This window comes from Criibacterium bergeronii (genome assembly GCF_001693775.2).
Taxonomy (GTDB): domain Bacteria; phylum Bacillota; class Clostridia; order Peptostreptococcales; family Filifactoraceae; genus Peptoanaerobacter; species Peptoanaerobacter bergeronii.
Map to the genome: position 1 here is coordinate 16,650 of NZ_MBEW02000019.1, position 23,081 is coordinate 39,730.

At 33.8% G+C, this 23,081-nt stretch carries 26 protein-coding genes and 1 pseudogene; 24 read left to right on the plus strand and 3 right to left on the minus strand.

What is annotated here, in order from left to right:
- Nucleotides 1-44: 44 nt before the first annotated feature.
- The 14 genes and pseudogenes from BBG48_RS11610 to BBG48_RS08055 form a co-directional block, all read left to right on the plus strand.
- Nucleotides 45-416: pseudogene (locus BBG48_RS11610) on the plus strand (TRAP transporter large permease subunit); the annotation flags it as partial.
- Nucleotides 417-682: 266 nt separating this feature from the next.
- Entirely contained in the window at nt 683-1,756 is a 1,074-nt protein-coding gene (gene prfA, locus BBG48_RS07995; RefSeq protein WP_068912937.1) for a peptide chain release factor 1, read from the plus strand.
- A 6-nt stretch (nt 1,757-1,762) separates the two neighbouring features.
- A complete protein-coding gene (locus BBG48_RS08000; RefSeq protein WP_308592796.1) occupies nt 1,763-2,803 on the plus strand; it encodes an L-threonylcarbamoyladenylate synthase in 1,041 nt (346 codons plus the stop codon).
- Nucleotides 2,804-2,859: 56 nt separating this feature from the next.
- Nucleotides 2,860-3,303: a ribose 5-phosphate isomerase B gene (gene rpiB, locus BBG48_RS08005; protein ID WP_068912941.1), complete on the plus strand. Its 444-nt coding sequence runs from the start codon at nt 2,860-2,862 to the stop codon at nt 3,301-3,303.
- Between the two features lie 82 nt (nt 3,304-3,385).
- Nucleotides 3,386-4,015 carry a uracil phosphoribosyltransferase gene (gene upp / locus BBG48_RS08010; protein WP_068912943.1) on the plus strand — a complete coding sequence of 210 codons (630 nt, stop codon included), beginning with the start codon at nt 3,386-3,388 and terminating at the stop codon, nt 4,013-4,015.
- 9 nt (nt 4,016-4,024) lie between these two features.
- Complete coding sequence (locus tag BBG48_RS08015; protein WP_068912945.1) at nt 4,025-4,540, plus strand: deoxycytidylate deaminase; 516 nt, start codon at nt 4,025-4,027, stop codon at nt 4,538-4,540.
- Nucleotides 4,534-5,586: a glycosyltransferase family 4 protein gene (locus tag BBG48_RS08020; protein ID WP_068912947.1), complete on the plus strand. Its 1,053-nt coding sequence runs from the start codon at nt 4,534-4,536 to the stop codon at nt 5,584-5,586. Before BBG48_RS08015 ends, BBG48_RS08020 begins: the two co-directional genes overlap by 7 nt.
- A gap of 40 nt (nt 5,587-5,626) precedes the next feature.
- The gene (wecB, locus tag BBG48_RS08025) at nt 5,627-6,745 is read left to right on the plus strand and encodes a non-hydrolyzing UDP-N-acetylglucosamine 2-epimerase (protein ID WP_068913059.1); all 1,119 of its coding nucleotides are present in this window, start codon (nt 5,627-5,629) and stop codon (nt 6,743-6,745) included.
- A gap of 109 nt (nt 6,746-6,854) precedes the next feature.
- On the plus strand, nt 6,855-7,127 hold the full coding sequence (locus BBG48_RS08030) for a (2Fe-2S) ferredoxin domain-containing protein (protein ID WP_068912949.1): 273 nt from the start codon (nt 6,855-6,857) through the stop codon (nt 7,125-7,127).
- Nucleotides 7,127-8,632, plus strand: coding sequence for a 4Fe-4S dicluster domain-containing protein (locus BBG48_RS08035; protein WP_068912955.1), 1,506 nt, complete (start codon nt 7,127-7,129; stop codon nt 8,630-8,632). The genes BBG48_RS08030 and BBG48_RS08035 overlap by 1 nt, the downstream gene beginning before the upstream one ends.
- Complete coding sequence (locus tag BBG48_RS08040) at nt 8,632-9,309, plus strand: RluA family pseudouridine synthase (RefSeq protein ID WP_068912956.1); 678 nt, start codon at nt 8,632-8,634, stop codon at nt 9,307-9,309. The genes BBG48_RS08035 and BBG48_RS08040 overlap by 1 nt, the downstream gene beginning before the upstream one ends.
- Nucleotides 9,310-9,415: 106 nt before the next feature.
- Complete coding sequence (gene gpmA, locus BBG48_RS08045; RefSeq protein ID WP_068912958.1) at nt 9,416-10,108, plus strand: 2,3-diphosphoglycerate-dependent phosphoglycerate mutase; 693 nt, start codon at nt 9,416-9,418, stop codon at nt 10,106-10,108.
- Between the two features lie 680 nt (nt 10,109-10,788).
- Nucleotides 10,789-11,187 carry a vWA domain-containing protein gene (locus BBG48_RS08050; RefSeq protein ID WP_068912960.1) on the plus strand — a complete coding sequence of 133 codons (399 nt, stop codon included), beginning with the start codon at nt 10,789-10,791 and terminating at the stop codon, nt 11,185-11,187.
- Nucleotides 11,168-11,455 (plus strand): hypothetical protein, encoded by a 288-nt coding sequence (locus BBG48_RS08055; RefSeq protein ID WP_158527919.1) that lies wholly within the window; start codon nt 11,168-11,170, stop codon nt 11,453-11,455. Before BBG48_RS08050 ends, BBG48_RS08055 begins: the two co-directional genes overlap by 20 nt.
- Nucleotides 11,456-11,618: 163 nt before the next feature.
- Here the strand turns inward: BBG48_RS08055 and BBG48_RS08060 are convergent, their stop codons facing one another.
- Nucleotides 11,619-12,152, minus strand: coding sequence for an ImmA/IrrE family metallo-endopeptidase (locus BBG48_RS08060; RefSeq protein WP_068912965.1), 534 nt, complete (start codon nt 12,150-12,152; stop codon nt 11,619-11,621).
- Between the two features lie 2 nt (nt 12,153-12,154).
- Nucleotides 12,155-12,571: a helix-turn-helix domain-containing protein gene (locus BBG48_RS08065; RefSeq protein WP_068912966.1), complete on the minus strand. Its 417-nt coding sequence runs from the start codon at nt 12,569-12,571 to the stop codon at nt 12,155-12,157.
- A gap of 386 nt (nt 12,572-12,957) precedes the next feature.
- Between BBG48_RS08065 and BBG48_RS08070 the strand changes: the two genes are divergently transcribed.
- Nucleotides 12,958-14,232, plus strand: a complete 1,275-nt coding sequence (locus BBG48_RS08070) for a Glu/Leu/Phe/Val family dehydrogenase (protein WP_068912968.1) — start codon at nt 12,958-12,960, stop codon at nt 14,230-14,232.
- Nucleotides 14,233-14,510: 278 nt separating this feature from the next.
- On the plus strand, nt 14,511-15,065 hold the full coding sequence (locus BBG48_RS08075; RefSeq protein WP_068912970.1) for a DUF2179 domain-containing protein: 555 nt from the start codon (nt 14,511-14,513) through the stop codon (nt 15,063-15,065).
- 68 nt (nt 15,066-15,133) lie between these two features.
- Here BBG48_RS08075 and BBG48_RS08080 read toward each other — a convergent pair whose 3' ends face one another.
- Nucleotides 15,134-15,409 carry a type II toxin-antitoxin system YafQ family toxin gene (locus BBG48_RS08080; protein WP_068912972.1) on the minus strand — a complete coding sequence of 92 codons (276 nt, stop codon included), beginning with the start codon at nt 15,407-15,409 and terminating at the stop codon, nt 15,134-15,136.
- 545 nt (nt 15,410-15,954) lie between these two features.
- Between BBG48_RS08080 and BBG48_RS08090 the strand changes: the two genes are divergently transcribed.
- From BBG48_RS08090 to BBG48_RS08125, 8 genes are all read left to right on the plus strand, one after another.
- Nucleotides 15,955-17,214 (plus strand): S1C family serine protease, encoded by a 1,260-nt coding sequence (locus tag BBG48_RS08090; RefSeq protein ID WP_068912974.1) that lies wholly within the window; start codon nt 15,955-15,957, stop codon nt 17,212-17,214.
- 232 nt (nt 17,215-17,446) lie between these two features.
- Nucleotides 17,447-18,277 (plus strand): Mrp/NBP35 family ATP-binding protein, encoded by an 831-nt coding sequence (locus BBG48_RS08095; RefSeq protein WP_068912976.1) that lies wholly within the window; start codon nt 17,447-17,449, stop codon nt 18,275-18,277.
- A 104-nt stretch (nt 18,278-18,381) separates the two neighbouring features.
- A complete protein-coding gene (gene dpaL, locus BBG48_RS08100) occupies nt 18,382-19,572 on the plus strand; it encodes a diaminopropionate ammonia-lyase (protein ID WP_330410368.1) in 1,191 nt (396 codons plus the stop codon).
- Nucleotides 19,573-19,596: 24 nt separating this feature from the next.
- The gene (locus BBG48_RS08105) at nt 19,597-20,085 is read left to right on the plus strand and encodes a prolyl-tRNA synthetase associated domain-containing protein (protein WP_068912980.1); all 489 of its coding nucleotides are present in this window, start codon (nt 19,597-19,599) and stop codon (nt 20,083-20,085) included.
- A gap of 60 nt (nt 20,086-20,145) precedes the next feature.
- A complete protein-coding gene (locus BBG48_RS08110) occupies nt 20,146-20,646 on the plus strand; it encodes a methylated-DNA--[protein]-cysteine S-methyltransferase (RefSeq protein WP_068912982.1) in 501 nt (166 codons plus the stop codon).
- Between the two features lie 98 nt (nt 20,647-20,744).
- Nucleotides 20,745-21,359, plus strand: a complete 615-nt coding sequence (locus BBG48_RS08115) for a histidine phosphatase family protein (RefSeq protein ID WP_068912984.1) — start codon at nt 20,745-20,747, stop codon at nt 21,357-21,359.
- A gap of 52 nt (nt 21,360-21,411) precedes the next feature.
- Complete coding sequence (locus BBG48_RS08120) at nt 21,412-22,005, plus strand: rhomboid family intramembrane serine protease (protein ID WP_068912985.1); 594 nt, start codon at nt 21,412-21,414, stop codon at nt 22,003-22,005.
- Nucleotides 22,006-22,230: 225 nt separating this feature from the next.
- Nucleotides 22,231-22,737: a prolyl-tRNA synthetase associated domain-containing protein gene (locus tag BBG48_RS08125; RefSeq protein WP_068912987.1), complete on the plus strand. Its 507-nt coding sequence runs from the start codon at nt 22,231-22,233 to the stop codon at nt 22,735-22,737.
- Nucleotides 22,738-23,081: the final 344 nt, after the last annotated feature.

Genomic DNA, 23,081 nt, shown 5'->3' on the forward strand with positions numbered 1-23,081 from the left:
TTTGTGTCAAAAATGTTTGACTTTTTTACAAATCGGTTGGAGCATTTTTAACTGATAATATTGACTCAAGATGGATTCTTTTACTTGTAATCAATATAATTTTGTTAATAGCTGGAACGTTTATAGATACTACAAGTGCAGTTGTTATATTTACTCCATTGTTCTTACCGTTATGTCAGACGTTTGGTATAGATTTAGTTCACTTTGGACTAGTAATGGCGGTTAATTTAACAATTGGCATGTGTACACCACCTTTAGGGGTTTGCCTATTTGTAGCAGGCAGTACTGCAAAGATGTCATTAAAAGACCAAATGAAAGATTTATTACCTATGTTGACAGTTTTAATATTTATATTAATTCTTATAACTTATATTCCTGACTTAGTGTTAATCCTTCCTAATTTATTTATTAAATAGTGTACAAATAAAAACTCCCTATCACATTGATTGGGAGTTTTTATTTTTGGGCATTATTTGGAGTTTGTAACCTATTTGTCTTACATTCTTGTTTTTACTTGTAAAAAACATTCATATTTGATAAAATGTAGAGGATAAAAATTTATAATTAATATGGGTAACTATGGACAAATATTTAAATAATTTTTTGTAGCTAAATTGATAAATAAAATTTATTAATAGATGCTAATATAATGAACAAATTTAATAAAGTATGAGGATAATAGATGTTTGAAAATTTAGAACCTTTAAAAGAAAAATATTTACAATTGGAAACAAAAATATCAGACCCACAAATAATAGCTGACCAGTCGCAGTGGCAAAAATATATGAAGGAGCACGCTGATTTAGAGCCAATAGTAAAAAAATATGACGAATATAAATCAAATCTAGCACAAATAGAGGACACAAAAAATATAATTGCCAACGAAAATGATGAAGACCTTAGAGCTATGGCGAAAGAAGAACTTTGTGAATTGGAAGAAACCTTAGAAAAAAATCAGGAAGAATTAAAAATACTTCTTATACCAAAAGACCCTAATGATGATAAAAACGTAATCGTTGAAATAAGAGGCGGAGCAGGCGGAGAAGAGGCTGCACTTTTTGCAGGAGTGCTTTTTCGTATGTATTCCATGTATGCAGCTAACCGTAAATGGAAGGTGGAGCTTATGAGCTCAAACGAAACCGGTATAGGTGGATACAAGGAAGTAATCTTTATGATTAATGGTAAGGGAGCATATTCAAGATTAAAATTCGAGTCCGGAGTTCACAGAGTGCAAAGAGTACCTGAAACCGAGTCTCAAGGACGTATCCATACATCTACAGTAACAGTGGCAGTTTTACCGGAAGTTGAGGATGTGGAAGTAAATCTTGACTTAAATGATGTAAGAGTCGATGTATTTAGGTCATCAGGCAATGGCGGTCAATCAGTCAATACTACGGACTCAGCAATAAGACTTACACATAAACCTACAGGTATAGTTATATCCATGCAAGATGAAAAATCACAGCTACAAAACAAGGAAAAAGCCTTCAAGATATTAAGAGCCAAGCTATATGATATGGAGCTTGAAAAACAGCAAAAAGAAATGGCGGCTCAAAGAAAATCACAAGTAGGCACAGGAGATAGAGCAGAAAGAATTAGAACCTACAACTATCCACAAGGAAGAGTATCAGACCACAGAATAGGTCTAAATCTTTATAAGCTTGAAAGCTTTTTAAATGGAGACATGGATGAAGTAATAGATGCTCTTATAACTACAGACCAGGCAGAAAAATTAAATAATTTAGAAGAAAATTAAAATTTTTTGAAAGAAAAGAAAATGGAAACCATCATAAGAAAAATTGACACTACAAATTATGAAGAAGTAATCAAAGAGGCGGCAAAGATCATTAAAAAATCAGGACTTTTAATCTTTCCGACAGAAACAGTCTATGGTATAGGTGCAAATGCAATGAAAAGTCAAGCCGCAGAAAAAATATATCTTGCAAAGGGCAGACCGTCAGATAATCCACTTATTGTTCATGTCTGCGATATGGATATGGTAGATATGGTAGCAAAAGACTTTTCAGAGCAAGCAAAAAAAATTGCAGAGCATTTTTGGCCAGGTCCGATTACAATTATCACAAACAAGAAAAATTCTGTGCCGATGACAACTACAGGAGGCTTGGAAACTGTAGCAATCAGAATGCCAAGCAATAAAATAGCTGATGATATAATAAAAAAATCAGGAGTACCTATTGCAGCACCATCTGCCAACATCTCAGGGAAACCCTCAATAACCTCAGAGAATTTTTTGGTAGAAGAATTCATGGGCAAGGTGGATATGATAGTTTTGGGTGGAGAGGCAAATATCGGTATAGAGTCAACGGTTGTAGACACTACCGGTGACAAGGTTACAATCCTTAGACCTGGTTATATAACCAAAAAAGACCTACAAGAGGTTTTAGACGAGGATGTATTATTGGATACCAACCTTAGTGACACAAATGCTGCACCAAAATCACCCGGCATGAAATACAAGCACTATTCGCCAAATTGTGAAATATATATAGTGACTGGAAAGGAATTAGAAAAAATTGCCAAAATCCAAGCTAAACTGGCAGAAGACCAAAAAAACGGCATAAAAAGTGTTGCACTTGGAAGAAGTTTTATGGGATGTTTTCTAACAGAATTTATAGGATTAGGAGATAGCTATGAAGAAATAGCTAAAAATATCTATACAGCTCTAAGAACCCTAGACAAAAAGGGGTATGAAAAAGCGTATATTACTGCGTTTGAACCGATAGGCATAGGGTTTTCAATTATGGACAGGCTAAACAAGGCTGCTGGGCATAAGACAATATAATCGAATAAGTATAAAATATCGGATATTTTAAAATCATAAATAGATTAGGAGATATTATGAGGAAAATAGGGCTAGGTGCAGACCACGGTGGCTATGAGCTAAAGGAAAAAATAAAAAAATATTTGAATGAAAAGGGATATGAATTAAAGGATTATGGAACATTTTCCAAAGACTCAGTAGACTATCCTGATTTTGCAAAATTAGTAGCAGAAGGTGTAGTTAATAAAGAAGTTGATTGCGGTATGATTTTTTGCGGAACAGGCATAGGCATATCTATAGCGGCTAATAAGGTTAAAGGCATAAGATGTGCCAATTTGTCAGACACATACAGTGCTGCAAAATCAGTAGAGCACAACAATTGCAACATGATTGCTCTTGGTGGCAGGACAGTCGGAGAGGAAATTGCCTACACTATAGTAGATGCGTATTTGTCGGCTAAATTTGAAGGTGGCAGACACCAAAAAAGAGTTGATAAAATAATGAAGATAGAAGAAGAATAAATTTCTGTTTTATAAATTATTTTTATTGTAAATTTTATTCACATTTTTTAAGTATGAAATTTAAAATTGAAAAGGGGCACAAATGTCAAAAGTTGTTATTTTAGACCATCCGCTAATTATGCACAAGTTAGCAATATTAAGAGATGTAAACACAAATTCAGGCTTATTTCGTCAGCTGGTAAAAGAAATTGGTATGCTTATGGGATATGAAGTAACAAGAGATTTGCCGTTAGAGGAAGTCACTATTAAAACTCCAATAACTGAGACAAAAGCAAAAATGTTAAGCGGTAAAAAATTAGCTGTTGTACCAATATTAAGAGCAGGGCTTGGAATGGTTGATGGTATACTAGAGCTAGTGCCACAGGCAAAGGTAGGACACGTTGGATTATACAGAGACCACGAAAGCAAAAAACCGGTAGAATATTTTTGCAAGATGCCACAAGATACAGACCAAAGAGAGCTAATCCTTGTAGACCCAATGCTTGCTACAGGTGGCTCTGCGTGTATGGCTATAGATATGCTGAAAAGATTTAACCCAAAAAATATCAAGCTTGTATGTTTAGTAGGTGCTCCTGAGGGTGTTAAAGAACTACAAGAAAAGCATCCGGATGTTGATATATATCTTGCAGCCTTAGACGAAAGACTAAATGAAGATATGTATATTGTTCCCGGTCTTGGAGATGCAGGGGATAGGATTTTTGGTACTAAGTAGGAGATAAACTTGGATAGACGAGATAAGATAAATTATTATCTGGATATAGCTGAGCAGGTACTTTCTAGGGGAACTTGTCTTAGGAGAAATTACGGAAGTATAATAGTTAAAAATGATGAAATAATATCGACCGGCTACACTGGAGCACCTAGAGGCAGAGAAAATTGCATAGATTTGGGATTTTGTTATCGCAAAGAATTTAATATTCCTAGCGGGCAAAGATATGAGGCTTGCAGGTCAGTCCATGCTGAAATGAATTCTATAATTTCAGCCGGCAGAAAGGATATGCTTGCAGCTACCTTATATCTTGTCGGTATTGAGGCAGATAATTCAAGCTATGTGAAAAATGCTGAGCCTTGTACTTTGTGCAAAAGATTAATAATAAATTCCGGCATTGAAAAGGTCATATCAAGAATTGACAAGGATAATTACAAAGAAACCTTGGTGGACGAGTGGATAACAAACGATGACTCTTTGTCAGGATTTGATAAGGCTCAAAAAGAAAAACAGGAGCAAAAATGTTAGGTATTACGCAGTATATTTCAACAACTAAGCTTTTTATATTACTTTTTATAACATCAGGGGCAATTTCCTATGTAGTTACACCCTTAGTAATAAAATTAGCAAAAAAAATTGGAGCGATTGATGTTCCAAAGGATAATAGGAGAGTGCATAAAGTTCCTATACCAAGGCTTGGCGGACTGGCTATTGCTATAGCATTTTTCTTATCCACAATATTTTTAAATGAAGTCAAACCGGAAATTTTAGTGATGTTTGCGGCTTTATGTATTATCATCATAATGGGAGTTTTAGACGATATATATGACTTAAATGCAAAGCTAAAGTTGTTTTTACAAATAGTAGCAGCAGCTATAATTACTTTATTTATGGTTAGAATAAAATTTATTGCCAACCCATTTGTGCCTATGGAATACTTTTTCTTAGGATATATGAGTATTCCTATTACAATATTTTGGATAGTAGGTATAACAAATACCGTAAATCTAATTGATGGCTTGGATGGATTAGCGGCGGGGATTTCTGCGATTTCGTCCATGACGCTTGCCTTAATACTACTAAAAAATGGTGACTATTACTATACATCTATACTGATTGCTCTTATTGGAGCGATACTGGGATTTTTGCCGTATAATTTTAACCCTGCAAAAATATTCATGGGCGATACCGGCTCACTGTTTTTGGGCTTTACATTGTCGGTGATTTCTATGACAACCACAATCAAGTCTGCTGCGGCACTTGCAGTATTTATACCTATAGTGACACTTGGTATTCCGATTTTTGATACGACCTTTGCGATAATCAGACGTACAAAAAATGGTCAGCCGATTATGCAGGCGGACAAAGGGCATTTGCACCACAGACTTTTAAGTACAGGTCTTAACCAAAAACAGACAGTGCTTATTTTATATATGATGAGTGCCATGCTAGGCTTATCGGCATATTTTATAGCAGAGGCAGGCAGAAGATTTTCAGTTTTTGTACTTTTAGCAGATACTGTACTAATAATTTATGTACTGGCAAAATTTAGAATACTCAAAAAAGCAAATTAATTTGGTAAAAATTTTTTCACAAATTAAATTAGGAGATAAAATGGCAAAATTTAAGATTATGTCAGTTTTTGGTACAAGACCGGAGGCTATTAAAATGGCTCCGCTTGTAAAGCTTTTAGAAAAAGATGACTACTTTGACTCAAAGGTTCTAGTCACCGCTCAGCACAGGCAGATGCTTGACAGTGTTTTAGAAATATTTGACATACATCCGGACTTTGATTTAGATATTATGAAGCATGGACAAACTATCGGTGACATTACTACTAGGATATTAAACGGAGTTTTGGAAGTAATAAAAAATGACTTCAGACCTGATTTAATATTAGTCCATGGGGATACATCCACATCATTTTCAGCAGCACTAGCCGCATTTTATGAAAAAGTGCCGGTAGGTCATGTAGAGGCAGGACTAAGAACAGGTAATATATATTCACCTTTTCCTGAGGAAATGAACAGAAAGTTAATCGGTACATTGGCTACATATCATTTCTCTCCAACTACAAGCAATTATCAGAATTTGGTTAAAGAAAATATCAACGAAAAAAACATAGTTATTACAGGCAATACAGTGATTGATGCACTGCACCTAGTAGTAGACAAAAACTATGACTTTTCTAAAAAATCGGATTTTGATGGTATAGATTTAAGCAAAAAAATCTTGCTGATGACTTGTCATAGGAGAGAAAACTGGGGCGAGCCAATGAGTCAGATTTTTAGAGCAGTAAACAGAGTTGCTGACGAGTACGATGACATTCAGGTAGTATATCCGGTACATTTAAATCCGGACATTGTAAAAAAAGCGAATGAAATGCTTATATCAAAGAACATAAGATTGATTAAACCGTTAGAATATGTCGAATTTGCAAATCTTATTGCTAAATCACACTTTGTACTAACAGATAGTGGAGGCTTGCAAGAGGAGGCACCATCTATAGGAAAACCGGTATTGGTTTTAAGAACAGAGACAGAACGTCCTGAGGCTGTAGAGGCTGGTACGGTAAAGGTGGTTGGAGTTGATGAGCAGACAGTATACAAGAATATTAAACAGCTTTTAGATGACAAAAATACTTATGACTCCATGGCAAATGCGGTAAATCCATATGGAGATGGTACAGCAAGTCAAAAGATAATTGATTTTATCAAAAAAATAGGTAAATAAAAAATTGTTAGAAGATAAATCTTATTAATTTTAGCTGACATATGTTTTTGAATTTGCTTTAAAACAGATGCAAATCTGTTAAAATAAATTTCCTATTAGGGAGGGGAAAATGAAACAAATCCACATAGATATCTGCTGCGGAGCAAGGTGCTCAATGATGGGTGCATTGCATTTGCTAGAAAAGGTTGAAGATTTAAAAAACGAAATAGAAGAATTGGATTCAATTGTTCCACAAGGCAGCATTACAGTTAGCCCAGTTCCCTGTACACAAGAATGTAAGGGCAAGGAAAATTTAGCCCCAATAGTAATAATAAACGGAGAAAAAATTTATAACGCTTCAGCTCCAAAGGTGATGGAAAAAATAATGGAGGGGACTAAATAATGAAGGAAGATTATACACCGCTGATACAACTTCGCAGGATGGTATTTGCTGAGGTAGCGAATATGGCTTACGATGATAATTCAAAGCTGGCACAAAATATAGAAAACTCAGTATATAATATATTACCAGGCGAAGTTGCAAAGTATCGTAGCTCTATATTTAAGGAAAGAGCGATATTGGGTGAGAGAGTTCGTATGGCTCTTGGCATGAAAATGAGACAAATAAATGAACACTCTAGACTTTCAGAGGGTTGGGAAGAAATAGATAAACCGCAAAGAATAATACAAGACAACTTAGTGCAGGTAATACCTTTTGCTTGCGAGGCTTGCCCCACAAAAACATATAGAGTGACAAATAACTGTAGAAAGTGCTTAGCACATCCATGTATACAGGTATGTCCTGTCAACGCTATCAGCATGGGAGAAAATTCTACAATAATAGATGAGTCAAAATGTATAAGATGTGGAAAATGTAAAGAAATATGTCCATACAATGCCATAGTTATGTTTGATAGACCATGTGCATCTGCTTGTGGAGTAAAGGCAATAGAGTCTGACTATCTAGGCAGAGCAATAATTAATCAAGACAAATGTGTGACTTGTGGAATGTGTCTTGTTAGCTGTCCATTTGGGGCAATTTCTGACAAATCAGAAATATATCAGCTAATACAAGCTATAAAAAACGGTGAAAAAATCCATGCAATAATTGCACCATCATTTGTAGGACAATTTGGACCATTGGCAACACCTGAAATGATTAAAGACGCAGTTAAACAACTTGGCTTTAAATCAGTTGTAGAAGTCGCCCTTGGAGCAGATATAGAGTCTAAAAAAGAGGCAAAAGAATATATAGAAAGAGTAGGCAAAGATTTAGACTTTTTAGGAACATCTTGTTGCCCATCTTGGTATTTGGCAGCTACAAAAAATTTCCCGGAATTGGCAAAAAATATTAGCTCCTCAGCCACACCAATGGTAGCTACAGCAAAATATGTAAAAAACCACAATCAAGGTGAAAAAGTATGCTTTATCGGTCCTTGCATAGCTAAAAAGACAGAGGCATCGCAGGAGTCACTTAGAGATTTAATAGATTTTGTTATAACCTACGAAGAATTAATGGGCATGATAGTAGCTAAAAACATAGATTTAATCAGCCTAGACCAGACTAAAGCAGAAGTGGAGGACGCGTCATTGTCAGGCAGAGGCTTTGCTGCACCGGGCGGAGTTGCTCAAGCGATAGTAAATACAATAGCAGAAATGGACCCAAGCATAGAGGTAAAAAGATACAATGCTCCTGGACTGCATGAATGTATGAAGATGCTAAAGATGGCAAAGGCAGGAAAATATAATGGCTATCTGCTTGAAGGTATGGGTTGCCCTGTAGGCTGTATAGGTGGACCTGGAACGCTTGTTTCTAAACTAAAGAGTTCAAAAGCGCTTGAAAAACATAAAAAAGAGTCACCATACTTTACAGCATTTGAAAATCCGAAAGCAAGTGAGAGCAATTAATGGACTTGCCAAGAATAATTTATGAAGATAACCATATAATAGTGGCGGATAAACCAATCGGAGTATTATCACAAGAAGATAGCTCCAAGGATAATGATATGCTTACACTTTTAAAAGCATACATCAAGGAAAAATATCAAAAGCCAGGAGAAGTTTTTTTAGGACTGGTTCATAGACTTGATACCGTAACCTCAGGAGTAATGGTATTTGCTAGAACCTCAAAGGCAGCGTCAAGACTTTCGGATAGTATTAGAAAAGATGAATTTGATAAAATTTATCTTTGCGTAGTTGAAGGAGAATTAGAACAAAAATCAGGCAGATATCAGGATTATTTGATAAAAGACTCTGCAAAGAATATAGTTTCAATTACAAAGGATAAAAATAAGGGTAAGCTAGCTATATTGGAATACGAGGTAATTTCTTATCATTCAGATACGAATACAAGCCTACTTAAAATACATCTTTTGACTGGCAGGTCACACCAAATAAGAGTGCAATTTTCAAGTCGTGGTTATGCTGTAGCTGGAGATAAAAAATATGGCTCAAAAATTGAATTGCCAAGAGCAATAGCCTTGCACGCATACAGTTTAAGTTTTCCGCATCCTACTAAAAAAGAGATTTTGACATTTAAAAGTACCCCTAACAGGAGGCCTTTTACCGATTTTGATATTGAATAGAGATTATAGGCTGAAAAGACTAAAAAAAGTTTAAAATTTAATTTATAATGCTAAAGCATTATTAATCACAAAGAAACAATTAACTAAAAAATTTGGAGGAAAATTTATGAAACTTGTAATGGTAAGACATGGACAAAGCCAATGGAATTTAGAAAATAAATTTACAGGTTGGAAAGACGTTGATTTATCTGAAAAAGGTGTAGAAGAGGCAAAAAATGCAGGTATAGAAATAAAACAGCAAGGTATTACTTTTGACATGGCATATACTTCATACCAAAAAAGAGCTATAAAAACCTTAAATATAATTCTTGAAGAAATAGACGAAATGTATATACCGGTTAAAAAGTCATGGAGATTAAACGAACGCCACTACGGAGCACTTCAAGGACTTAACAAAAAAGAAACTGCCGAAAAATATGGAGATGAACAAGTACACATTTGGAGAAGGAGTTTTGATGTAAATCCTCCTTTGCTTGAAGACGATGATGAAAGAAATCCAAAGTTCGACCCTAGATATAAAGATTTAAAACCGTCAGAACTTCCAAAGGGGGAAAGCCTAAAGGATACAATTGCTAGAGTGTTGCCATATTGGGAAAGTGACATCAGCCAAGATATAAAAAATGGTAAAAATGTTATAATAGCAGCACATGGCAATTCACTAAGAGCACTTATAATGTATCTAATGGATATCAGCAAGGACGACATAATGAACCTTGAATTACCAACAGGTAAGCCATTGATATTTGAAATTGATAAAGACTTGAGGGTGTCTGACTATCCGGATTTAATTAAAAAATAAAGATAAATTGGTTTGAAATAGAGCAATTTAATTGGCTGACATTTACAGTAAATAGGGCCTTATATTTAAAATTTAGGGAAAAATAAGTTAATTGCTTTTTTTTCTAAAAAATGTTGTCTTAAACAATAGAAAAATATTTTATTGGAACTTAAATTATTAGTAAAAATGTAGTATCTGAGAAATCAGAGCTACATTTTTTAATTTTTATAGTGAAATTTATTTAATACTAAATTACTTTGAAAATTGTAGCCTACACATTAAAAAGAAATTTATGCTACTTCTTTATGCAAAAAATTTTATATACAAATTACATTTTTGTGCTATAATTGAAAAAAGAAAGATAATTTTAAGATGTTTAAAGGTAGAGGTATTAAAATGAATTTCATGCCATCTGTTTTTTTTATAACAGCAGTAGTATTAGAGCTTACGAGTATGTTATTGCTATTGCTAAAGCTGATATTACAATTTTAATTAAAAAGCTTTAATAAAAAACATTCAAAATCATAGATTGATTTTGAATGTTTTTTATTTTGCCGTTGATTACTTATTGACATAAGAATAGCTACTAGCTAATATAAAATTAGAAGAAATTTGTGAATGTAAACAGATATAATAAATTTCGCATCAAAAGGAGCTTACAATGAAAAAAATTTTTTCTCACCTAAATATTAGCGTTAATTTTGCTAAATACAATAGTGCAAAGTGCAAATAATTCCTATGCAATTGGATGTAACCTTGACCACCCACACCAAGAGGGGCAAGTAATTACATATCGTAAATTAGAAAAAATACTTAACAAAGCAAATACATATAAAATGACATTAACAGCGCAGGCAAAAGACTATCAAAAAAGCAATGATGTTGTATTAGTTATTGACTGTTCAAACTCAATGTACCGTAAAATCACGAAAAATGATGAATTAATAGTATATGCTAGAGAGACTGCAAAAAAATTTGTCAAAAAAGAATTTAAAATAAATGATAAAGCTAGGATTGCTATAGTTCCATTTGGAAGTATTGAACCGACTTCATATAGTAATATCATATACTATACAAAAAATGAAGAAGAAATCAAATAATACAGTGATACCAAGCTATTGTCATGCCTTTAATGATGGTGGTGGCAACAACAATAAATATTATTACTATTTGCCATATACTATTAAATCGGAGGCTGAAACTCTAAAACAAAGAGGCATCAAGCTTTATATCATAGCGTTTGGAATAGAAGAACCTTCTAGCGAATATATGAAAAGTTTTGCCTCAAAAGACGAAAATGGAAACCCACTTTTTTATAACTTAAACCCTATAATTAAGGTTGAAAAATGGCTAGAGGTGCTAAATTAATACTAAAATTCAAAAGCTCTAGGCGAACAAAGCTTGCTTATGCGACATGACAAAATACATTAGAAGTATTTAAATATTTCCATTGAACTATCATATAAGAGGATAAAATAAAAACCTCCAAAATCAAAACGATTTTGCAGGTTTTTATTTATTAGATTTATAATTAACCATAATTTTTTGATAAAAAATCACCGCTAGGTCTATCAAAACAATAGCTTTTAGCGTCAAGCATACCCATTTTATAAAGTTCGTATGACTTTAAATTTACAAATTCAATAGGCACTTCAAATATATTTGCCATTTCAGCAAAGGACAAATTCTCCTTATAAAGCGAAAGAAACCTGTCATCAGGAATTAAAAGGTGACAGGCAAAAATATTTGCCTCCATCTCCTTACTGTCATAAGGAGCGTACAGGGCATCGTCTAAAAAATTAACCATGTTATCCTTATTTTTTATGTGCCTATGCAAGCTGTCATGACCAAGCTCATGGGCGAGAATAGATTTTTTTAATTTACCAAGATTTTGTCTTATTATTATAGTTCTTTGCCTTAAAACTACAGTGTATACGCCCATTAAGGTTTTTGCCTCATTCATGTAAACCAGTTTTATTCCCATTAATTTTATTAAACGATAGGGGTCTGAAGTGTTATACTTTTCTATCAGAGATTGCACTGTTTCGTATATATAAGTTGACATTCCTACTCCTGCGTAAGAGAAGAAAATTTTTTGGGAGAATATTTTTTGTTGGCAATCTTAGCAGACCAATATGCCTCTTGCAGTGCTGCAAAAAGAGCATCCTTATCCTCTTCAGGCAGTTTTCCGCCTGCAAAAAGTGTGGCGGTTTCCCTTACTAGCCTTTTTGCATCCTTAGCACCGGAGTAACCGTATTTTTCTGACGCACTCATCACAAAGTCATCTTCATCCGTCAAAAGATAATTTACACTGACACCAAAAATTTCAGACAGCTTTTTGTAGGTCGCTCTATATCTTGGTCTAGCATTTTTGCTTTCATAGTTGCTTACAGCTTTTATTGTAACACCTAGGGATTTAGCCAAATCTGCCTGAGTCAGATTATGCTCATCTCTTAATTTTTTTATTTTTTCTCCAAATTCCATGTGAACCTCATTTCATTTAAGGCTTATTTAAAATATTCTTATGAAAAATAATTAATAATAGCAACAATTTTATAAGAATGTTAACTACACAAAGTATAACTTAAACTACACAAAAAGTCAATTGTCCAAAGTAAAGTTTTATAAAAAAATCAAGAAATTTTGAAAATTCAATTGAAAAAACTAAATGCAGAGAGTCAAATCTCATGATTGTGCAGGAAATAATTCAAAATTTAAAAAATTTTATCAAAAATACTTGCAAATTTATTCACAAGGTTATATAATAAAGCCAAGTAATGAAATTGTTTTCTTTATAAAAATAGACATGATTAATTTCACTACTACATACTAATTGTTATAATAAAATAATATTTTAGGGAGAGTGTAAAATGGCTAAAGAAACATTAAATCCACTAGAAAACTCACAAAATCAGCTTAAAAGTGCTTGTGACTTACTAGGACTAGATGCAAAATATTTTGAAGTATTAAAAGAACCACAAAGAATGATAGAAATCACAATACCTGTAAAAATGGATGATGGCTCTGTAAAAGTATTCAAAGGCTACAGATCAGCTCATAGCTCAGCAGTTGGACCATCTAAGGGTGGTGTAAGATTTCACCAAAATGTTAATGCAGACGAAGTAAAAGCTCTTTCTTTATGGATGACTTTTAAATGCGGTATCGTTGGTATCCCTTACGGTGGTGGTAAAGGTGGTATCTGCGTAGACCCTCACGAACTTTCTAAGGGCGAACTTGAAAGATTATCTAGAGGATATATCAGAGGTCTTTATAAATATCTTGGAGAAAAAATAGATATACCTGCACCAGACGTTAACACTAACGGTCAAATAATGTCTTGGATGGTTGACGAATATGTTAAACTAAATGGCGACAGAATGGAAGTTGGCGTTATCACTGGTAAACCACCAGCATTCTTAGGCTCTTTAGGTAGAAACGAAGCTACAGGATTTGGTGTAGCAGTTATATCTAGAGAATTTGCTAAAAAACATGGTGTAGACTTCAAATCAGCTAAAGTATCTGTACAAGGCTTTGGTAACGTTGGACAATACACTGTTAAAAATATTGAAAGACAAGGTGCTACAGTTGTTGCAGTTGCAGAATTTGACAGAGCAACTAAAAAGACTTTCGCACTTTACAATGAAAGTGGAATTAAATACGCTGATTTAGCTAAATACAAAGAAGAAAAAGGAACAGTTCTTGGTTTCCCAGGAGCAAAAGAAATTACTCTTGACGAATTCTGGGCACTATCAGTTGACATTTTAGTTCCAGCGGCTATGGAAAATGCTATTACTGATGAAAACCAAGACAAAGTTAAAGCTAAAATAATCTGCGAAGCAGCTAACGGTCCTATAACTAACGATGCAGCAGAAAAATTATTAGCTAGAGGAATAGACATTTGTCCAGACGTATTAACTAACTCCGGTGGCGTTCTTGTTTCTTACTATGAATGGGTACAAAATATCTACGGATATTATTGGACTGAAGCAGAAGTTGAAGAAAAACAAGAAGCAGACATGATGAAAGCATTCAACAACGTATGGACTACAAAAGAACAATACAATGCTAAAAACATGAGAGATGCAGCATTTGCATACTCTGTTAAAAAAGTAGCAGAAGCTATGGATTTAAGAGGTTGGGTGTAAGATAATCTTTTAGTTAAGAACTAAAAAATATTTTTACTACAGCTCTATAGTAAAAAGCTTACCTGTTTTTTGCAGGTAAGCTTTTTAGCTTTTTAAATATAAAAAAGTTATACATGTGACGTAGCTAAGATACAGCATTTACACTTTGTGTGTAGCAAAAAAGCATATTACAAAAATTTAATTATCTAATATCTTGAAATTACATAGCTTTTACTATAAAATGGTTTATATATTTAATTATAAAGGATACATAAAAATAGATGTATTTGGAGGCTTAAATGGATACACATATGATATTGATGGGAATATTAATTGCTTTTTCAAGAATATGCGACGTTACACTAATGTCAATAAGAACAATCCTACTTACTAAAGGAATGTCAAAGATTGCTGCCTGTTTAGGATTTTTTGAAGTGTTGATATATATTACAGTGCTTGGAAATGTAGTATCCAGCCTTGACAATAAATATTACCTGATATGCTATTGCCTTGGCTTTGCATCAGGAGTATTTATAGGCTCAAAGATAGAGTCTGCATTAGCATTTGGCGATGCTCAGATGAGGATTATTACGTCAAAAGACAATGAATTTATAGTAGACGATTTAAGAGCTATGGGATTTGGAGTGACAACATTTTCAGGCCAAGGCAGAGATGACGAAAGACTAATGCTATTTACAAATTTAAAGAGAAAAAACATAAAAAAAGTGTACGAATACTTAAAACAAAAAGATGTAAATGCAGTAGTATCAACTAACGATGTTTCATCAGTACAAAACGGATATGAAAGCCTAAACAGCAAGCGTGTGAAATTTTATGATTTCCTAAAAAAATAATTTGAAATTGCAAAAAACACTCATAAAACTAGATTAGTCTAATTTTATGAGTGTTTTTTGTAAAACATTTAATCGAATAAATCAGCGCGAGTACCTGTTCTAAATAGAAACAACTCCAGCTGAGAGTTTTCAATTTTGTAGATTAGTAGCCAGTCGGGTTTAATATGACATTCTTTAAACCCGACATAGTTACCTAGTAAATCATGTTGTGTATAGTGTGAGGGGAGTTTATTACCAAAAGTTAAAGTCGTAACCACTTCATCAAGCAGTTTCATATCAAAACCACGTTTTTTTGCTAATTTTAAGTCCTTTTTAAAATGATTGGACATGACAATATCAATCATTTAAAACCTCATCAAGTGCCTCAGAAAATGACTTATACCTTTTATATTTTTCAGGATTATCCTTCATTTCCTTATATTCATTTAAAGCATCGATTGTTTCAGAATTTAATGTAGTTCTTCTTATTTCAAATGGAAAAGCTTACTCCCTTACCATTTGTTTTAAAAAAATCGTAACAGCAGTAGTAAGGTCCATACCCATCTCTTTTAAAAGCTCTTGGGAATTTTTTTCAATACCGGGTCAAGGTTGATATTAGTACTAACTTTAGCCATCTCATTACCTCCTATTCGAAAATAGTATAAATCTAAAGATAATAAGAGTCAATCAATATATGCCCATTACGCATATAATAAATTTAAAAAATAAAATTAAATTTTAAGCTTTAATTAATAAAAAAGATGTATTTTATATCTATTATAAAAAGGGTATTAAAATAAAAATTAGCCTTTATATAATAGATGCTAAATACATCTTTTTGCTAGAAAAATTTTTAAGCAAAATTTTGGTAATTATAAATAGATTTTAAAAGCAAGAAAGGAGAAATTTTATGTCAAAAAAGTTAGGAACATTTTTTGCAGCAGTAATGGGAGTATTAATAGGATGTGTAATAGCATATTTTGCTCTAATATCATCTGGTAGCGGGGAAATGCAAAAAGCGGCAGTAGGCTCAGGAGCTACAACAGTAAGTGACAAACAAATAGAGGATAAAATAGATAAAATTATAAGCGATAAATCTAAGAACATACAGCAAAGCGAAGTTGAAAATATATATAAAAATGTAGCCAAAAAAGCAATGCCATCTGTTGTTGGAGTAACTACAGTATTTTATAGCCAAAGTAGCGGTAGTATCTATGACATGATGTTTGGAGGTATGCCATCTTCACCAAGACTAATGGAAGGTGTAGGCACAGGAGTAATAGTAGATAAAGCTGGCTATATACTTACCAATTCCCATGTAGTACAAGATGGTGACGTGCAAAAGGTAAACGTGCTGTTTAATGATGGAACAAGCCAAGAGGCAGAAGTAAAATGGTCTGATAAATCTTTAGACCTTGCACTTATAAAAGTGGACACAAAGGGCAAAAATTTACAAGTAGCAACACTTGGTGACAGCTCAAAGGTAGAAGTTGGAGATATAGCAGTAGCAATAGGAAACCCAATGGGACTAGAGTTTCAGCGTACAGTAACACAAGGTATCATAAGCGGACTGGAACGTAGTGTAAATGTAGAAAATGTAAGCATGAGCAATCTAATTCAAACAGATGCCTCAATAAACCAAGGAAATAGTGGCGGACCACTGCTAAACTCCAAAGCAGAGGTTATAGGTATAAATACAGTAAAAGGCAGCGGAGAAGGCTTAGGATTTTCTATCCCGATTAATACCGCGAAAATGTTCGTAGACCTTATGAAACAAAATGGAGAAATAAAAGATAAACCATTACTTGGAATACAAGGCATATCTGTAGACCAATTAAAAGCAGCTAAAGAATTAGACTTAAAAGAAACATCAGGAGTTTTTGTAGCTCAAGTAGCTAAAAATAGCCCAGCATCATCAGCAGGCATGAAACAAGGCGACATAATAATAGGACTTGACGGACAAGAAATCAAAAATATGTCTGACCTACAAGCACAGCTATACAAGGTAGGTCAAGGGGATATGAGTAAGGTTGAAATTAAATACAACCACAGAGGCGAAACAAAAACAGTAACAATCAATCTAACAAACAGCGTACCTGAAAAAGAGCAACCACAGCAGCCACAGCAACAGATGCAAAATCCATGGGACTCACTTTTTGGTAGACAGTAAAAATAGAAATTAAATTACAAAAAATTATTCAAGGGACATATCGTATTGATGTGCCCCTTGTTTTTAACTTAAATTCGTATGTAAATTTGTAAGTGGTGTAATAATTTATTAAAAATAAAATCTGTAATTATACATATATCGTTAACACTTGTAAGAGCTGATTTTATATGTTAATATAATAGATATTAGAATAAAAAATAATCGTTTAAAATTAAAAAAAGGTGCAAAACGTATGAGCAAAAGTTGTAATCAAAGCTGCGGTTCATGTTCACAAAGCTGTAGCGATAAAAAGCAAGCAAAACCCGACTTTACACAAAAACTTCATGAAAAAAGCAGTGTAAAAAAAGTAATAGGCATAGTAAGTGGCAAAGGGGGCGTGGGCAAATCTCTTGTGACATCTATGCTTGCAGTTACTATGAATAAAAGGGGATTTCATACAGCTATATTAGATGCGGATATTACAGGGCCATCAATCCCTAAAGCCTTTGGTATAAAAGAAAAAGCCTTTGCCAATGCTGATGGTATAATACCGGTAAAAACTAAGACAGGTATAGACGTAATTTCTACAAATTTATTTTTAGATAACGACACAGACTCACTGGTGTGGAGAGGACCTGTCATAGCAAATGCTGTAAAACAGTTTTGGGGAGATACCATTTGGGATAATGTGGATTATATGTTTATAGATATGCCTCCGGGTACAGGAGATGTACCTCTAACAGTCTATCAGTCTTTAAATATCGATGGCATAATAATTGTGACTTCACCTCAGGAATTGGTATCAATGATTGTTACAAAAGCTGTTAATATGGCAGAAATGATGAAGATACCAATTATTGGACTAGTAGAAAATATGTCGTACTTTCTTTGTCCGGACAACGGCAAAATTTATAAAATTTTTGGAGAAAGCCATATAGAAGAGATTGCCAAAGAGCATAATTTAAAAGTATTGGGCAAAATGCCGATTGACCCAAGTATCGCCGAGGCTTGCGATAAAGGCTTGATAGAGGCTTGCGAATTTGATGGGCTTGATTTAATAGGTGACGAATTAGAAAAATTATAAAAAATTGTGAGAGCGTTGTATCTATTAGATTAATATAATACTCTCACCTTTTGTTTAATAGAAAAATGCTATACTGAGAGGAAATTTTTAAAATAAATGGTACAATTAAAGCAGTTCATCATGAGCTAAATAATGTAGATTACACCTTGGCTGAAAAATTTGGGCAAGACATTTCGCAAAAAGTCATTTCATATCACAAAAGTTTTCCAATGTATGAAAAAACACCCTTAGTTCACTTGAGCAACCTAGCAAATGAATTAGGCATAAAAGAAATTTATGTAAAAGACGAGAGCAAAAGATTTGGACTAAACGCATTTAAGGCACTTGGAGGTAGCTATTGCTTAGGAAAATACATAGCCGACAAATTAGGTATGGATATTAGCGAGCTTGATTTTGGAAAAATAACTTCACCTGAGATAAAAGAAAAACTTGGAGAAATTACCTTTGTCACAGCTACTGACGGCAATCATGGACGTGGGATTGCATGGACAGCACAGATACTTGGTCAAAAGTCGGTTGTATATATGCCAAAAGGCAGTGCAAAAGAAAGACTGGAAAATATTCACAAATGTGGAGCAATAGCAGAAATTACTGAGTATAATTATGATGACACAGTCAGATTTGCATACGAGTGTGCTAAAAAATATGGTTGGGTTTTGGTGCAAGATACCGCATGGCAAGGCTACAAGACAATTCCAAATTGGATTATGCAAGGCTACACGACAATGGCACAAGAGGTAGTAGAGCAATTACAAGAGACAAGACCGACACACATATTTTTACAGGCGGGCGTAGGAGCTATGGCAGGAGCGATTGCCGGATTTTTTGCGGATTTGTATAAAAAAGATAAGCCGATAATAACAATTATAGAACCAAACAAAGCAGATTGTTTTTACAAGACTGTCGAAATAAATGACGGCAAATTGCACTCAGTTGGCGGAGCTTTAGACACTATAATGGCAGGACTTGCTTGTGGAGAGCCATGTTCATTGGCGTGGGAGCAATTATCTCAATATGCAGAAAATTTTGTTTCAATGCCTGATTATGTAGCGGCAAAGGGTATGCGTGTACTTGCCAATCCTGTTGGTGATGATGAAAAAATAATTTCCGGTGAAAGCGGAGCATCTACGACCGGATTTGTAGCAGAGATTATGCAAAATGACAGCCTTGATAATTTGCGTAAAATGCTTAAAATAGATAATAACTCAGTGGTACTATGCTTTTCTACAGAAGGCGACACTGACAAGGAAAACTATAGAAAAATTGTATGGGATGGCTTATACCCTAGTTTTTAATAGATTAAATTGAAAGGACATGAAATGAATAAACAAGAAGTGTATGAATTTTTAAAAAATCGTGGCATATGGTATGAAATTACGGAGCACAAGGCTGTTTTTACAATGGAGGACTTGAGAGATGTCGACTTGCCATATCCTGAGTCAAACGCAAAAAACGTATTTGTTAGAGACAGCAAGAAGAGAAACTATTATTTAATAACACTCAAGGGTGAAAAAAAGATAAACCTAAAGGAATTTAGAGAAAAAGTAGGCTCAAGCCAGCTCAGCTTTGCCAGTGAGGCGGATTTAATGTCTATTTTAGGACTTTCTCCCGGCTCAGTATCTCCATTGGGCATCTTAAATGACAAGGAATGTAAAGTACAGTATTTTTTAGATAAGGAGCTTACAGAAAATAGCGGTATAATGGGTATGCATCCAAATGAAAATACAGCGTCTATTTGGCTAAAGGCTGAGGACTTGCTAGATATTATAAAAGAACATGGAAACAGTGCCAGTGTCATCAGCATATAAGGTATTTTGCCTGATGAATAAATAAATACGTTGGCATTAAGGAAAGCGTAGAGGAAGATCATGGATTTTACAAAACATTACAATTCACCGCTTGGAGGTATTACACTGGCTAGTGATGGAGAAGCACTAATAGGATTATGGTTTGACGGACAAAAATATTTTGCAGATACGCTTGAAAGTGAGCATGAAGAAAAAAATTTAGAAATATTTGACGAAACGACTAGATGGCTGGATATATATTTTAGCGGTAAAAATCCTGATTTCACTCCTAAGCTTTCGATGATATGCTCAGGCTTTAGGCAATCTGTATGGGAAGAAATGCTGAAGATACCGTATGGTAAAACCACTACCTATAAAGAAATTGCTGTTAAAATTGCAAAAAAAAGTGGTCAAGAGCATATGTCCGCTCAGGCGGTTGGAGGAGCAGTAGGGCACAATTCAATTTCCTTAATTATCCCATGTCATAGAGTAATTGGCACAAACAGTAAGCTTACAGGTTACGCCGGAGGTATAGACAAAAAAATATGGTTACTGGAGCATGAGGGAGTAAGTATATATTGACGAAAGCATTGATAAAAATTAAAGCTATCTTGCGATATTCTTTACACCTTTTTAATAAAAAATTAAGTATAAATAGAAATTTACAAAAGGAATAATATATGGCAAAAATTTTTTTAGTTAGGCATGGTCAGACACTATTTAATGTGCAGCATAAAACCCAAGGGCATTGTGACTCACCTTTGACAAAAGAAGGTATACAGATGGCAATAAACCTAGGAGATTACTTTGAAAAAAACGGGATATCTTTCGACCATGGTTACTGCTCTACCTCTGAAAGGACAGAGGATACGCTGAATTATATCTGTAAAAATTCTGTAGAATACACTAGATATAAATCACTCAAAGAAGTAAATTTTGGACCTATGGAGGGCGGAAGTGATGTAGAGATTTTTGCAAGATTTCCTGATTTGAGATTGGGTACATATGACAAATACCTTGGACCTTTAGGGCTTGAAAATATGACAGACGCCTTTAATCGTTTTAATGATGAATTGATTAATATAGGTAATTCAGCGTATTCAAATGTATTGGTTGTATCCCATGGACTGGTGATTGCAAATTGGATTTGGTTTAAAGGTGCGGAATTTGAGTCAAAATATAGAGCATTAAAAGCTACGAACTTTATTATAATGAGAAATTGCGACTGCTTGGTTTTAGAATATAAAGACACAAACTTTGAGCCTACAGAATATATATTAAATGAAAAGCTGTAAACAAAATATTAAAAATATACTTTCTAAGTAAAGAAAAAAAAGGAGCTGTTATATGAGTTCTTATCGAAAAAGGCTTATAATATCTTTTAATTCTCCGGTAGTATTAGGTTTTACCTTCGCCTGCTTAGTTGTTTTAGTATTAGATAAATTTACACTAGGTATGTCTACAAATATGCTTTTTAGCGTTTATAGGTCATCTATGCTTGACCCGCTGACATATGTCAGATTTTTTGGTCATGTGCTGGGACACGCAGACTGGGGACATTTTTTCGGCAACATGATGCTGTTTCTAGTCATCGGACCTCTATTAGAGGAAAAATATGGCTCTAAGAAACTATTATTTGTAATTTTAGTGACTGCATTTGTAACCGGAGTGATTAATTTTATATTTTTTCCAAGAACTCAGCTACTTGGAGCAAGCGGAGTAGTCTTTGCGTTTATATTACTAGCATCCATGACAAGCATAAAAGGCGGAGAAATACCGGTTACATTTATATTGGTCGCTGTCATTTATATAGGACAGCAGGTGTATGAGGGCACATTTATACAAGATAATGTGTCAAATCTAACCCACATAATAGGCGGTTTGGTCGGCTCAACGCTTGGCTTTATGTTGAATACGAAAAAATTTAAAAAGAAATGGTAAATTATTTTATATTAAATTAAAATGAATAAAGACAAGCTTATGAAAAATGGTGTATATCATATGTTTTTGTAATAAATTCAAAATCCATTTCGCTAGGTGCATCATTAGAGGATATGTAAATACAAGATTTGGTTATTAAAGAATAATAAGAAAAAAGCCGACAAAATAATAATATATTTTAAAATATAGCTATTATCAAAATTTATAGTATAAGATAGAGGAAAAATGGAAGAACTAACAGAAAAAGAAAAATTTGAAAAAATACAGCAAATACTAAACGAATTAAATATTGAAACCAGTATCGTAGAGCATGAACCGGCAGTTACAACAGAGCTGGCTGACAAATTTATAGAAGGTCTGGAAGGAGTTAGAACCAAGTCCATGTTTATAACCAACAAGAAAAAGAAAAATTTTTATCTAGTAATATTGGACGACAGCAAAAGATTAGATATGAGCAAATTCCAAGAAATTGTCGGAGATAAACAGCTAAGACTAGTATCAGAGGAGCTACTACATGAAAAAATGAAACTCCAGCCGGGAGTAGTTTCACCTTTCGGACTACTATTTAATACAGACCACGATATAAAGTTTTACTTTGATAAGGATATAGCTGAGCAAAGTATACAGACCTTCCACCCAAATACCAACACCAAAACTATGTTTATAAAGACGACAGACCTATTTAAATTCGTAGAAAAAATAGGCTATGAGGTAAATATAATAGATTTATAAACAAAAAGTCACAAAAATATATCAGGCTATCAAGTAAGAAATGTAGTATATTAAATAGACTTGAAAACAGGTAAGAGAAATTGACATATTAATAAAATGGTATAGTATAATACAATAAAAAAGCGGATAAGTTTAACGTAAGTTGTTAAATTTACCCGCTTTTTAAGTATGCTTTTCAGCAACTAGACCTTGTGTAATCTGATGATATTTAATCCCTGAGTACAAAAAACTTGATTATTTTTTGTAGAGTTGTTTTAGCGCAATCAATATCACACTATTCTCAAGATAAAAATTAAGTAGTATAATATATCTTGAGGTGGACTATGAATAAAATACAAATAACA